Source organism: Idiomarina abyssalis (assembly GCF_019797805.1).
Lineage (GTDB): Bacteria > Pseudomonadota > Gammaproteobacteria > Enterobacterales > Alteromonadaceae > Idiomarina > Idiomarina abyssalis.
This window is the reverse complement of sequence record NZ_CP081832.1, coordinates 1,897,414-1,910,095: the sequence shown is the minus strand read 5'-3', so window position 1 is coordinate 1,910,095 and position 12,682 is coordinate 1,897,414. Positions and strand designations below refer to the sequence as shown.

At 47.2% G+C, this 12,682-nt stretch carries 11 protein-coding genes and 1 tRNA gene; 6 read left to right on the top strand and 6 right to left on the bottom strand.

What is annotated here, in order from left to right:
• The first annotated feature begins 1 nt into the window (after position 1).
• From parC to rraB, 3 genes are read left to right on the top strand one after another with little or no spacing between them, the layout of a single operon-like run.
• Complete coding sequence (parC, locus tag K5X84_RS09275; RefSeq protein ID WP_199495028.1) at positions 2-2,248, top strand: DNA topoisomerase IV subunit A; 2,247 nt, start codon at positions 2-4, stop codon at positions 2,246-2,248.
• Between the two features lie 9 nt (positions 2,249-2,257).
• Positions 2,258-2,998, top strand: coding sequence for a 1-acylglycerol-3-phosphate O-acyltransferase (locus tag K5X84_RS09270; protein ID WP_054489171.1), 741 nt, complete (start codon positions 2,258-2,260; stop codon positions 2,996-2,998).
• The gene (gene rraB, locus K5X84_RS09265; protein ID WP_054489169.1) at positions 2,995-3,381 is read left to right on the top strand and encodes a ribonuclease E inhibitor RraB; all 387 of its coding nucleotides are present in this window, start codon (positions 2,995-2,997) and stop codon (positions 3,379-3,381) included. Before K5X84_RS09270 ends, rraB begins: the two co-directional genes overlap by 4 nt.
• Before the next feature lie 12 nt (positions 3,382-3,393).
• Here the strand turns inward: rraB and K5X84_RS09260 are convergent, their stop codons facing one another.
• The 4 genes from K5X84_RS09260 to pepA form a co-directional block, all read right to left on the bottom strand.
• Positions 3,394-3,831 carry a hemerythrin domain-containing protein gene (locus K5X84_RS09260; RefSeq protein WP_054489167.1) on the bottom strand — a complete coding sequence of 146 codons (438 nt, stop codon included), beginning with the start codon at positions 3,829-3,831 and terminating at the stop codon, positions 3,394-3,396.
• 119 nt (positions 3,832-3,950) lie between these two features.
• The gene (locus tag K5X84_RS09255) at positions 3,951-6,800 is read right to left on the bottom strand and encodes a valine--tRNA ligase (protein ID WP_222235649.1); all 2,850 of its coding nucleotides are present in this window, start codon (positions 6,798-6,800) and stop codon (positions 3,951-3,953) included.
• Positions 6,801-6,807: 7 nt separating this feature from the next.
• The gene (locus tag K5X84_RS09250; protein WP_199495025.1) at positions 6,808-7,257 is read right to left on the bottom strand and encodes a DNA polymerase III subunit chi; all 450 of its coding nucleotides are present in this window, start codon (positions 7,255-7,257) and stop codon (positions 6,808-6,810) included.
• A gap of 1 nt (position 7,258) precedes the next feature.
• Positions 7,259-8,764: a leucyl aminopeptidase gene (gene pepA, locus K5X84_RS09245; RefSeq protein WP_199495024.1), complete on the bottom strand. Its 1,506-nt coding sequence runs from the start codon at positions 8,762-8,764 to the stop codon at positions 7,259-7,261.
• Between the two features lie 133 nt (positions 8,765-8,897).
• Between pepA and lptF the strand changes: the two genes are divergently transcribed.
• Positions 8,898-10,007 carry an LPS export ABC transporter permease LptF gene (gene lptF, locus K5X84_RS09240; RefSeq protein ID WP_174507663.1) on the top strand — a complete coding sequence of 370 codons (1,110 nt, stop codon included), beginning with the start codon at positions 8,898-8,900 and terminating at the stop codon, positions 10,005-10,007.
• Positions 10,007-11,077 (top strand): LPS export ABC transporter permease LptG, encoded by a 1,071-nt coding sequence (gene lptG / locus K5X84_RS09235; protein WP_199496430.1) that lies wholly within the window; start codon positions 10,007-10,009, stop codon positions 11,075-11,077. Before lptF ends, lptG begins: the two co-directional genes overlap by 1 nt.
• Positions 11,078-11,094: 17 nt before the next feature.
• Here the strand turns inward: lptG and K5X84_RS09230 are convergent, their stop codons facing one another.
• On the bottom strand, positions 11,095-11,604 hold the full coding sequence (locus tag K5X84_RS09230; protein WP_054489157.1) for an RDD family protein: 510 nt from the start codon (positions 11,602-11,604) through the stop codon (positions 11,095-11,097).
• Positions 11,605-11,801: 197 nt separating this feature from the next.
• Between K5X84_RS09230 and K5X84_RS09225 the strand changes: the two genes are divergently transcribed.
• Positions 11,802-11,887 (top strand) — tRNA-Leu (locus tag K5X84_RS09225).
• Between the two features lie 70 nt (positions 11,888-11,957).
• On the opposite strand, the gene K5X84_RS09220 is transcribed toward K5X84_RS09225, so the two are convergent.
• Complete coding sequence (locus tag K5X84_RS09220) at positions 11,958-12,545, bottom strand: CBS domain-containing protein (RefSeq protein WP_222235648.1); 588 nt, start codon at positions 12,543-12,545, stop codon at positions 11,958-11,960.
• Positions 12,546-12,682 lie beyond the last annotated feature (137 nt).

Sequence of the window (12,682 nt, the reverse complement as noted above, 5' to 3'; positions counted from 1 at the left end):
AATGTCGACGGAAGTTACAGAAACCCGCCCACTGAGTCGCTTTACGGAAGAAGCCTACCTGAATTATTCCATGTACGTGATCATGGACAGGGCACTACCGAATATCGGTGATGGTTTAAAACCGGTACAGCGACGCATTGTATACGCAATGTCAGAGCTTGGACTCTCGGCACTTGCTAAATATAAAAAATCAGCCCGTACCGTGGGTGATGTTCTTGGTAAATTTCACCCTCATGGTGACAGTGCATGTTATGAAGCTATGGTGCTCATGGCTCAGCCTTTCACCTACCGTCACCCGCTGGTCGACGGTCAGGGTAACTGGGGTTCACCGGATGACCCTAAATCCTTCGCAGCTATGCGTTATACCGAGGCCAGACTGTCTAAATTTAGTGAAGTCTTACTCAGCGAGCTGGGTCAGGGGACGGTCGACTGGATACCGAACTTTGATGGCACCATGAAAGAGCCTCAGGTGCTGCCTGCGCGTTTACCCCATATTTTATTAAATGGTGTAACCGGCATTGCTGTCGGTATGGCCACGGACATTCCTCCTCACAATGCTCGTGAAGTGGCTAATGCCTGCGCAATGTTACTGGAAAAGCCGGGTAGTCAGCTTGAAGATATTATGGAAGTGCTGAAGGGACCGGATTACCCGACCGATGCTGAAATTATTACGCCAACGGATGACATCACTAAGCTTTATGAAACGGGGCGCGGTAGTATTAAAATGCGTGCCTGCTACAGTGTTGAAGATGGTGAAATTGTTATTACGGCCTTACCGCACCAGGCATCCGGGGCAAGAGTATTAGAACAAATAGCGCATCAAATGCAGGCCAAGAAACTGCCTTTAGTTTCGGACTTGCGTGATGAGTCAGACCATGAAAACCCGACACGGTTAGTTGTGGTTCCTCGCTCAAATCGAGTGGATACAGAACAGTTAATGAATCACCTGTTCGCCACAACAGATCTGGAAAAGCAGTATCGAGTTAACCTGAATATTCTGGGCTTAGATGGCCGGCCGAAAGTGAAGCCGCTGGTTGGCATTCTTAAAGAGTGGCTGGAGTTTCGTCAGACAACAGTAACGCGACGTTTGCAGCATCGCTTAGATAAAGTGCTGGCGCGCCTGCATATTTTAGAAGGCTTACTTATTGCTTATCTCAATATTGATGAAGTTATTGAGATTATCCGTACTGAAGATAAACCAAAAGACGAGTTAATGAGTCGCTTTGGGTTATCGGATAAACAAGCTGAAGCTATTCTGGAGCTGAAGTTACGCCACTTAGCAAAATTAGAAGAAATGAAGCTGACCGGCGAGCAAGATGAACTTAATAAAGAGCGCGAAAAGCTGCAGACTTTACTGGGCTCAGATCGTCGTTTGAAAACACTGATCAAGAAAGAGTTGCTAGCTGATGCGGAAACTTATGGTGACGAGCGCCGTTCGCCAATTGTTGAGCGCTCTGAAGCTAAAGCGTTAAGCGAGCGTGATTTAACGCCAGCCGAAGCGGTAACTGTTGTGTTATCGAAGAAAGGCTGGGTGCGCTCTGCTAAAGGTCATGATATCGAAGGTGAGAAGCTCAGTTATAAATCCGGTGACAGCTATTTGGCGTCGGCTGAAGGTAAGAGTAATCAGCCTGTGGTGTTCCTTGATACTTCAGGGAAAAGCTTCTCCTGTGAAGCGCATCTGTTGCCATCAGCAAGGAGCCAGGGTGAACCTCTGACCGGACGTTTCAGTTTAGTTGCGGGTGAAAACGTTGAGCACGTTCTAATGGCCAAAGACGAAAGTCATTTACTATTGGCATCCGACGCTGGTTATGGGTTTGTTTGCCAGTTCAGCGACTTAGTCAGCCGTAATAAAAACGGTAAAGCTATTATCACATTACCGACCGGCGCTAAGATACTGGCACCTAATAAAGTGAATGATTTGCAGGAAGACAAAGTTGTTGTTATTTCCAACGAAGGCCGGATGTTGGTCTTCCCTGTCGCAGACTTGCCTCAACTGAGTAAAGGAAAAGGCAACAAGTTAATTAGTATTCCTGCTTTGCGTGCGCAGTCTCGCGAAGAATATGTGGTTGCATTGGCTACTGCGGCGCCGGACAAAGCTATTACTTTGATTGCCGGTAAGCGTAAGCTGACTCTGAAACCTGCAGATTTAGAGCATTACTATGGAGAACGCGGACGGCGTGGTAATAAACTACCGCGCGGATTACAACGTGTTGATGAAATAGTGGTTGAGCAAGACAAGGATAATTGAGGAGTTTGAATGTTAGCCTTGTTGCGGTGGGTATTTCTTGGTGGATTCGTTGTATTGTTCGGTGTGGTCGGTTGCTTATTTTGTATCATCCGCCCCTTTCATCGTAATAATACTTACAGGTTCGCTCATATTTTTGGGTGGGCAATACGAGTTTTAGGCATGCGAATTGAAGTGAGTCGTCACCCGGACATTGAAAAGGGTGGCCCTTACGTCTTTGTCTGTAACCATCAGAACAGTTGGGAAATATTCACCATTGCAGCAATGCTGCCCAAAAATACCGTTACTGTGGGCAAGAAAAGCCTGCGCTGGATACCGTTCTTCGGGTGGCTTTATTGGTTAGCAGGAAATATTCTGATTGACAGAAAAAACGCCGGAAAAGCTCATGGCACCATAGGACAAACGGCGGATGCTATAAAGCAACGAGACATTTCGGTATGGATGTTTCCGGAAGGAACCCGAAGTTACGGAAGAGGGCTGTTACCCTTTAAGAATGGGGCTTTTCATACTGCGTTTCGGGCTCAGGTTGACGTGGTTCCAGTATGTGTCTCTGAGTTACATGGCAAGGTAAAGATGAACCGCTGGAACAATGGTGTGCTGAAAGTTGCTTTTCTGGAGCCGGTACGAATTGCAAACTACCAGCGTGAAAACTTACGTGAGCTGAGTGGGCACTGCCATCAGCTAATGGATGATAAAATTAAGCAGCTGAACACAAGTATTGAACGAGAACAGGCGGAAAAGGATAAATCATGAGCCGAGATCTTAATGATCTACTTAAGCAAAGTGAAGAAACCGTACAGGCTTTGATAGCTGACGGTGCGGAGACAGATCTCCTGTATGAAATTGAGCATCACCTGGCCAGCCAGGACTTTACTAAGTTGGAAAAAGCGGCCGTAGAGCTTGTTAAGCAAGGCTACCATGTGGACGATGCCGATGAGTTTGAAGACGAACGCGGTAAGCGTTGGTTTGCGTTTATGGCGGTCACAGATGCTGAGCTCGATAGCGATATTCTAAACCGGCAGGTGAGAGAAATAGCTGCTATAGCCGATGACTGTGAGGTTGAATACGATGGCTGGGGCACCTTGATTGAAGATGATGAACTTGAAGGTGAAGAGTTCGACGATGGAGAGGAATAACCTCTCCTGATTTTACAAACCTTTTTCTTTCATCATATTGCGGTAGTCACTTCCTAAGCCGGATTTTTCGGACTCACTTAATACCTTTCCTGCGCGCTGGAAAAATCCCTGCTCTTCATCTTTCAGATGATGTAAGACTTTATGTTTTAAATTTTTAAAGTGTTGAAGCCAGGCTGGCGACGACATTTCCGTTTGTTCTAAGGTTTCAATCAGTTCGTCAATTTCATGGTGCTCAGCGATACCGTGTCGCGACATTTCTATTGTGTCATCGTCTTTGATAAGAGGGTTATAAAAGTATCGTTCCTCAGCGGCAGCGTGTTGTTCCAGCTGGAGCTTTAGTTGCTGATAGTATTGTTCACGCTCCGGCGCTTCTCCGGTCGTTTCCAATAGCAATTCAAGCAATTTACGTTGTTTATCGTGATCAACTCTCAGTTCTTCGAAAATAGTCATGACTCTCTCCCTTTGTCTCGTTATTTTTCACTACGAGAGCCCTCTTAAAATAGATTATTTTTCAAAAAAAAAGCCCGAATCAGAGACTCGGGCTTTTAGCGATACACTTTTAATGAAAATTAAAGCGCTTTAATTTTCTCTTGCTGCTCTTGCAGTTGCTTGAGCGTAGTTTCTGCTTCAGCAAGCTTCTCACGTTCTTTAGCAATGACAGCTTCTGGTGCTTTACTGACAAAGTTATCGTTGCTCAACTTACCGTTCAGACGCTGCCACTCTTTGTTCGCTTTCTCGATAGATTTTTGCAGTCGCTGTAGCTCTGCTTCTTTATCAATTAAACCGGCCATTGGAATATGCAGCTTCAACGTATCAACCAGTGCGGTCATACTGGCTGGTGCATCATCATCGCTTTCAATAAACTCAATAGACTCCAGCTTTGCCAGGCTACTGAGGAAGCTTTGGTTATTCTCAATACGGCCTCTGGCCATTGAATCAGCATTTGAAAGCAGCAGAGGCAAAGGCTTATTCGGTGATAAATCCATTTCGCCACGAATATTTCGAATAGCTAAAATAACGCGCTTCAGCCACTCCATGTCCTGCATTGCCTGATGGCTGACGTTGTCCTCAACCTGCGGGAACGGCTGCAGCATAATGGTATCATCCGTATTACCAACCAGCGGTTTCACCCGTTGCCAGATAGTTTCAGTAATGTACGGCATAACCGGATGCAGTAAGCGCAGTAACTGTTCTAAAACATTCACCAGTGTGTGGCGAGTACCGCGTTGTTGCACTTCCGTGCCACTTTGGAGAACCGGCTTAGTGAGTTCAAGATACCAGTCACAAAACTGGTTCCAGGTAAACTCGTATGCAATAGCGGCTGCCTGATCAAAACGATAGGTATCTAAAGCCTGACGGAAGTCTTTTACTGTGCTGTTAAAGCGGGCAATAATCCACTCATCAGCCAGTGACAGGGTCATATCGTCGTTTTCAAGACCGCAGTCATTCTCTTCGGTACTCATTAACACATACCGACTGGCGTTCCACAGCTTGTTACAGAAGTTGCGATAACCCTCCAGACGCTTCATGTCCCAGTTGATATCGCGCCCAGTCGATGCAAGTGCTGTTAATGTAAAGCGCAGTGCATCGGTTCCGTGGGCGGTAATGCCTTCAGGAAACTCTTTGCGGGTGCGTTTTTCAATTTTCTCGCGCATTTTCGGCTGCATCATATTGGCTGTGCGTTTAGCCACCAGCTCGTCAGCGCTAATGCCGTCAATCATGTCCAGCGGATCTAACACGTTACCTTTAGACTTAGACATTTTCTGGCCTTCTTCGTCGCGAATAAGACCAGTCACATAGACTTTCTTAAACGGAACTTGCGGCTGGCCTTCTTCGTCTTTCATAAAGTGCATGGTCATCATGATCATGCGGGCAACCCAGAAGAAAATGATGTCAAAACCAGTCACCAACACATCGGTAGGGTGGAAGGTTTTTAAGTCCTCGGTATTTTTTGGCCAACCTAAGGTAGAGAAGGTCCATAACGCGGAAGAGAACCAGGTATCCAGTACGTCTTCGTCCTGCTGAAGAGGCGTATCGCCTAAGTTGTGCTTCTCCCGCACTTCTTCTTCGGTGCGACCGACATAGACATTGCCCTGTTCGTCGTACCATGCCGGAATACGGTGCCCCCACCATAATTGACGCGAAATACACCAGTCCTGAATATCGCGCATCCAGCTGAAATACATGTTCTCGTATTGCTTAGGCACAAATTCAATGCGTCCGTCTTCAACCGCTTCGGTTGCTTGTTTGGCCATAGGTTCAACGCGAACATACCATTGGTCGGTTAAATGCGGTTCAATAGGAACGCCACCGCGGTCGCCGTATGGTATTTTGTTGGTGTGTTTTTCAATTTTTTCCAGTAAGCCAAGCTCGTCAAATTCAGCAATAAGTTGCTTACGGGCCTCAAAGCGTTCTTTACCAGCGTATCGCTCAGGTAAAGCCCCATCAAACCCGTTCAGCTCTTCAAGCGCTTCACCCGTACTGGTGTAAAGGCCTGCTTTTGCCATGACGTGCGCAGTGTCATCAAAAATAGAAATCATCCCAGTTTGATGACGTTTGCCAATTTCGTAGTCATTAAAATCATGCGCCGGAGTTACCTTTACGCAACCTGTACCGAATTCGCTGTCAACGTGGTGGTCGGCAACAATAGGAATACGACGGTTAACAATAGGTAACTCGAGGTGTTTCCCAACCAAATGGGCAAAGCGCTCGTCGTCGGGATGCACAGCAACACAGACATCGCCTAACATGGTTTCCGGGCGGGTGGTCGCGACCACTAAATGGTCTTTGCCGTCTTCGGTTTTCTCGCCATCGGCCAGCGGGTAACGTAAATACCAGATAGAACCTTGTTGCTCTTTATTCTCGACTTCTAAATCAGAAATAGCGGTTTGCAGTGCCGGGTCCCAGTTGACCAGGCGTTTACCACGGTAAATCAAGTTATCTTCGTGCAGTTTTACGAAGACTTCACGTACCGCATCTGAAAGGCCTTCGTCCATAGTGAAGCGTTCACGATCCCAGTCAACAGAGTCGCCCAGACGGCGCATTTGCTGAGTGATGGTGCCGCCTGACTGTTCCTTCCATTCCCAAATTTTATCAATAAAAGCGTCACGACCAAGTTCCTGGCGAGTCTGTCCTTGAGCGGCCAACTGGCGTTCAACGACCATCTGCGTGGCAATACCAGCGTGGTCAGAACCGACTTGCCATAATGTATTACGGCTGTTCATTCTCTGGTAGCGGGTGAGCGTATCCATAATGGTGTGTTGGAAGGCGTGACCCATGTGCAGACTGCCGGTAACGTTGGGCGGCGGAATCATAATAGAGTAGGGGGCGCCCTTACCTGAAGGCTTGAAGTAGCCTTTGTCTTCCCATTGTTGGTAGAGGTCTTGTTCTATCGCTGCAGGGGAGTATGTTTTATCCATATTAACCTTACTTCTGTTCGGATGTCAGGGGCTCGGTATGCATTTGGCAACCTCTGGCCCTGTAATGTTTGTATCGCTCGCGAGCTACTTTTTTGCCATTGTCATCGGCTGGAACTGTGTCATAAAGTTTCTGGCTCTGTTGAGCTTGTACCGGAATGTCTTCAGCCAGGTTAAACAGGGCGTAACCGGGTCGGCTTTTAATGTCGCCAGACTCCGGCCAACAAAGTTCTACCGGCGCTCCGGTAGCCGGGCCTTCTCCAAGCAAATTATGCGGAATAAAGGCATCACTTGGTTGTTGCCATAACAGTTCGTCCAGCGCTTCCGCCTGTTGCTGATTGCGGGCCCAAACCCGCAACCTTTTATGCTTTCTGTATAGCTCCGCTATCTTATCGCAAATTAACCGATTTTGCTCGCCTTCAGCTTTGTCAGGCATTAAGAAAAAAGTGGCTGAGGGCATCTTACTCTGCGACCTCTGCGCTGCACCGGTTAATTAAAAACTGCGTCAATAATGGAACCGGGCGGCCTGTGGAGCCTTTGTCTTTACCACCTTGCCAGGCCGTACCGGCAATATCCATGTGTGCCCAATTGTATTTCTTTGTATAGCGAGATAAGAAACAAGCGGCGGTAATGGTGCCGGCTTCGCGACCACCAATGTTAGCCATATCTGCAAAAGGGCTGTCGAGCATTGACTGGTACTCATCCCATAGCGGCATACGCCAGGCTTTGTCGCCACTTTGTTGGGCAGCATTTAGAATTTCGTGTGCTAACGGATTATGTTGACTGAGTACGGCTGAAGCATGGCTGCCTAACGCAATAACACAGGCGCCTGTCAGCGTGGCTAAATCAATCACGGACTCGGGTTCGAAGCGCTCGATATAAGTCAGGGTATCGCACAGTACCAGTCGACCTTCTGCGTCGGTATTCAGCACCTCAACTGTTTGACCGCTCATCGTCGTCAGGATATCTCCGGGACGGTATGCTTTGCCATCTGGCATGTTTTCACAACCTGCCACAGCGCCAATAACGTTTATGGGAAGTTGCAGTTCAGCAAGAGCCTGCATAGCTCCTAAAACGCCGGCAGCACCGCCCATGTCGTATTTCATTTCATCCATATTGGCGGATGGTTTAATGGAAATACCGCCCGAATCAAATGTCAGGCCTTTACCGACCAGAACTATGGGGGGCTGGTCGTCGGGTGCGCCGTTGTAATGCATTAAAGTTAGTACTGACTCATGTTCTGAACCACGGCCAACGGCTAAGTATGCGTTCATACCCAGCTTTTCCATTTCGGCTTCTTCAACGGTGCTAACCGTTAAATTGTCGTAATTTTCAGCCATTAATTTGGCTTGATCGGCTAAATAACGAGGTGTACAAATGTTAGGTGGCATATTTGCTACGTTGCGGCAAATATCCATACCCGTAGCTACGGCTAACGCGTGTTGCACAGCTTGTTCGCCCAAAGCCAGCTCTTTTCGGCTTGGAACATTAAAGACCAGTTTACGCAACGGGCGTCGAGGTTCTTCTTTTTTACTCTTAAGCTCGTTAAAGTTGTATAATGTTGCCCGCGCAGCTTCTACGGCCTGACGAACCTTCCAGTAAGTATCGCGACCTTTAACGTGCAGCTCACTAAGAAAGCAGACCGCTTCCATTGAGCCGGTTTCGTTCAACGTGTTCATAGTGCGGGCTATAATTTGGCGATACTGGCGCTCATCAAGTTCGCGCTCTTTACCGCAGCCGACCAGTAATACCCGTTCGGCAAGAATATTGGGGACATGATGTAACAGCAGAACCTGACCTGATTTACCTTCAAGGTCTCCGCGGCGCAATAAGTTGCTTAAATAACCATCACTGACTTTGTCTAATTGTTCGGCAACGCCAGACAGACGACGAGGTTCAAACACGCCAACAACGATGCAAGCAGAACGTTGTTTTTCCGGATTACCACTTTTGACGCTGAACTCCATGACAGTGCTCCTGTTTCAGGTGGCTTCAATGCCTGCTATAGTTTCACTATAAAGACACTTTGTTGTTAAAATAACAAGTTTACTTAAAAATCACAGCTATTCCAGTAAAAACCTAAGTTATGAGTGAACGCCAGTGCGCATATTCCGCTATTTGATCAGTGAAACATTGAAGTCGCAGCTTGCTGTGCTTTTTATCCTGATGACGATTTTTGTCAGTCAGAAGTTTGTCCGTGTTCTGTCGGATGCATCAGAAGGGGATATTCCCGGCGCAATTATTTTTCAGCTTCTGTCGCTGAACCTCCCTGCATTAGTGTCTCTGATTCTGCCTCTTAGTTTGTTTTTGGGTATTTTACTGGCTCATGGACGTATCTATGCTGACAACGAAATGACGGTTCTGCACGCCTGTGGGGTAAGTGAGTGGTATGTAACCCGGGTGACTTTGGTGCTGTCATTAGTTTTGGCTTTGATAACAGCTTCTTTCACTTTATGGTTAGTGCCCTGGTCACTCGATCAGGAACAAAAGCTGGAAGACAAAGCTCGTTCAGAAAGTGGCTTAACGGCTTTAATGCCGGGACGCTTCCAACAAGCAAGTAACCGCAAAGCAGTCATATTCGTGCAAAGTGTCGGTGATAATGGCGACCTTGAGGAAGTTTTTGTCGCGCAGCATAACCACAGTCAGGGCGAGTTACAGTCGGGCAGCGTGGTTATGGCAAAGACCGGTAAAGTAATCAGTGAAACAACGGGGTCGCAATGGCTTGAACTGGGTGAGGGAAAACGCTACGCCGGTGACAACGACAGTTATCAGATGATGTCGTTTGACAGTTACCAGCTTCAAATTAAGGAGCAACAGGCCAGTGAGCAATTGCGAAAACTCGAAGCCTATCCCACTGTGGAGTTAATGTCGCAAACTGAACCGGCTGCGGTTGCTGAACTGCAGTGGCGTATTGCGATTCCTCTGGCTATGCCGTTATTGACACTTATTGCTGTACCGTTAAGCCGTGTGAACCCTCGTCAGGGTAAGTTTGGACGAATGGCCCCGGCTTTACTCATTTATTTAGGCTATTTTCTATTGCTTATGGCAGCTAAGTCGGCCATACGTGACGGCGTTATTCCTCCAGTTATCGGGTTATGGTGGATACACTTCATATTACTGGTGTTTGGCTTAGTGTTGATAGGTAAAGGCAGACCTGTTGGCTTGAGATTATTGGCAAATCTACGCTTCGGCGCGGCTCGGGGGCAATGATGTTTAGTATTTTAGATAAGTACATTGGTCTTGCCGTACTACGAACCTCGCTGTTAAGTCTTGCTGTATTAACCGGTTTGTCGTCTTTAATTCGCTTTGTCGAGCAACTAAAGTCGGTTGGTCGTGGCGACTACAACGTTATGGATGCTGCACTTTTCGTCTTTTACAGCTTGCCCAGAGATGTTGAAACCTTTTTTCCAATGGCCGCTTTACTTGGTGGCCTCATTGGGGTCGGTATGTTGGCGAGCAGCTCTGAGCTTGTGGTTATGATGGCGGCAGGGCGTTCCCGCTTGAATATTATTGGTGCGGTAATGAAATCCGCCATTATTATGATGGTTGCAGTAATGGCGATAGGCGAATGGATAGCACCACCCATGGAATCTCAAGGGCGCGCTATCCGCTCACAGGCTATTTCAGGTGGCAGCTTAATTTCGGCACAACAGGGTGTCTGGGCAAAAGACGGTTCTGACTTTATCAATATTGGTGAAGTTGAGGACACCGGACGTCTGAACGATGTTCTGATTTATGACTTTAATGATAATAGAGAGCTGCAACAGGTAACCTACGCCCGAACAGCTAATTTTAGCGGCGACAAATGGCGTATGCAGGAGGTGACGGTTACGCAAATGACGGAAAACCGTATGCTACGCGATGAAAAAGCTAATATGGCTTGGCAATCAAGCTTGACGCCCGATAAGCTCGGGGTCGTGACCATTAAACCAGAATCACTTTCTATTAGCGGGCTACTGGATTACCTGACGTACCTGGAAAGCAACCAACAGTCTGCGGAACGTTATGAACTTGCTTTATGGCGTAAGCTTTTTGCTCCAATAACTGTGGCTGTAATGTTGTTGGTCGCTCTGTCGTTTATCTTTGGACCTCTGCGTTCGACAACGATGGGCGCAAGGGTCTTGTTAGGTGTTATCACCGGCTTCGGATTTCATGTGAGTAATGAGATTTTTGGGCCTCTGGCACAGGTTTACCAAATTCCGGCTATTTTAGGGGCATTACTACCGAGTATGTTGTTTGCGGGGATTGCGGTCTACTTCATGCGTGGGCGCACGGCCTGACAACAGGCCGACCACACTTAAAGTTCGTTCCAGTAAAAAAGCTGGTTCGCTTCTTTCGAAAGGGTGACAACCTCTGTTGCTGCGGCGTAATCCTGCCAGGCTCTTCGGTTTTTAAAGTCAACAAGAACCCAAAGATTCCCGAGACCTCCGCAGCAGGTCAGCAACCTTATGAATACCTGGCGGTTGGTTAAGCGTGAGCCGTCACGGTTTTGCAGTTTTAAACGCCAGGCGCGCATGCCTAATGTTTGTCCTGAACGTTTCCAGAACCAGCCAAAAAATACCGCAACAACAGTAATAAGATATAAGCTGTACCATGGCCCCTGAGCCAGCCAGGCGGCGTGATCCATATCGTCCGATAGCACCAGCCAGTTGAAAGAGGTTAGTAGCGCGGCAAAAAGTAACGCTAACGCAGACGCCAGCATAATAATTGCTGCAGCAACTAAAAGGTCATAAACCCAGGCTGCCAGTCGTCTGGTAAAGCCAGCACTGGGAAAGCTGGCGTGTAGTCTTTGTGCTTCAGAACTCATGCGGAACTCATTTAAATTAAATGTATCTGGATCATATCATGAGCTAAGCTGACTGACAGCTGTCTCAGTTGTACAAGGAAGCAACAGTTAGTCATATTCTCGGTGATTTTCATGAATTATTGCTTGATTAGCGATGCTTGACGGGTATAATCCCGTCCCGTTACTTAATTACGTAACGCATTCACCTTAAATGGCATGGCGCTGTGGTGGAATTGGTAGACACGCCTGATTCAAAATCAGGTTCCTTCTGGGAGTGACGGTTCAAGTCCGTCCAGCGCCACCAAGTTTTCCCCTCGTAATTCGTATTAAAAAAATGCCAGAAGCGCACAGGCACTTCTGACATATAAGCGATTTCAGTCAATGACCTCATGATGATTTATCGCTGAAATAATCTCAGCAAAAGTTGAGGGCAAGTGATAAACGTTCACTGACTCACCTGTTAACTCAGCTATTCTAAGTGATGACACTACACCACAGACTTCTCCATTGTTAATTACGAGAAGAAAGTCACGCCCGCTGGCTTTGAGAGTCGCCGCAGCGTCTCCTACTTTAGCCTTTGTTAAGCTTTCTAGTTTAACTTGTGGTAATGCGAGAAGAGGTAACATCAACTCTTTTACCGCCAACTCTCTCCACCCAGTTTGGTTGACCGTACTTAGTTGGGTCGCTTTGCGTCCGTGAAGTTCGCGAAGCGCCAGTAAACCTGTCATTTCACCATTTTGGTTTTTTATGCAGGCATAACGACGGTTGGCATTCCGGAGTTTCTGTTCGGCGTCGCTGACCAATGTGTTCTCCGTTATTTCCAGAGGAGACACTTTAGTGAAATCGTCAACAACATTCATGGCGCTATCGTGCCAGCTAATGACGGGCTGATGATCATAGTTGTGGTGTATTGCAATTTTATCGGCTGCAGAAGACCATTGAATTTCTTTAAACTCACTCATGACAAACTCCTTTAAAAATTAGAAAGTACAGAATTCTTAAAGGTGAGTGGGTGGTCCTCTAACGAGGTGCCAATTCCATTGGGTAAGTTTCGATTCAGTTATTCTCAAAGAGATTGGAGCAAGCGCTAAAACGTTTT

Bases quoted from the DNA above. Each gene is read 5' to 3' on its own strand.
- parC (WP_199495028.1), top strand. From the start codon at position 2: ATGTCGACGGAAGTTACAGAAACCCGCCCACTGAGTCGCTTTACGGAA.
- K5X84_RS09270 (WP_054489171.1), top strand. From the start codon at position 2,258: ATGTTAGCCTTGTTGCGGTGGGTATTTCTTGGTGGATTCGTTGTATTG.
- rraB (WP_054489169.1), top strand. From the start codon at position 2,995: ATGAGCCGAGATCTTAATGATCTACTTAAGCAAAGTGAAGAAACCGTA.
- K5X84_RS09260 (WP_054489167.1), bottom strand. From the start codon at position 3,831: ATGACTATTTTCGAAGAACTGAGAGTTGATCACGATAAACAACGTAAA.
- K5X84_RS09255 (WP_222235649.1), bottom strand. From the start codon at position 6,800: ATGGATAAAACATACTCCCCTGCAGCGATAGAACAAGACCTCTACCAA.
- K5X84_RS09250 (WP_199495025.1), bottom strand. From the start codon at position 7,257: ATGCCCTCAGCCACTTTTTTCTTAATGCCTGACAAAGCTGAAGGCGAG.
- pepA (WP_199495024.1), bottom strand. From the start codon at position 8,764: ATGGAGTTCAGCGTCAAAAGTGGTAATCCGGAAAAACAACGTTCTGCT.
- lptG (WP_199496430.1), top strand. From the start codon at position 10,007: ATGTTTAGTATTTTAGATAAGTACATTGGTCTTGCCGTACTACGAACC.
- K5X84_RS09230 (WP_054489157.1), bottom strand. From the start codon at position 11,604: ATGAGTTCTGAAGCACAAAGACTACACGCCAGCTTTCCCAGTGCTGGC.
- K5X84_RS09220 (WP_222235648.1), bottom strand. From the start codon at position 12,545: ATGAGTGAGTTTAAAGAAATTCAATGGTCTTCTGCAGCCGATAAAATT.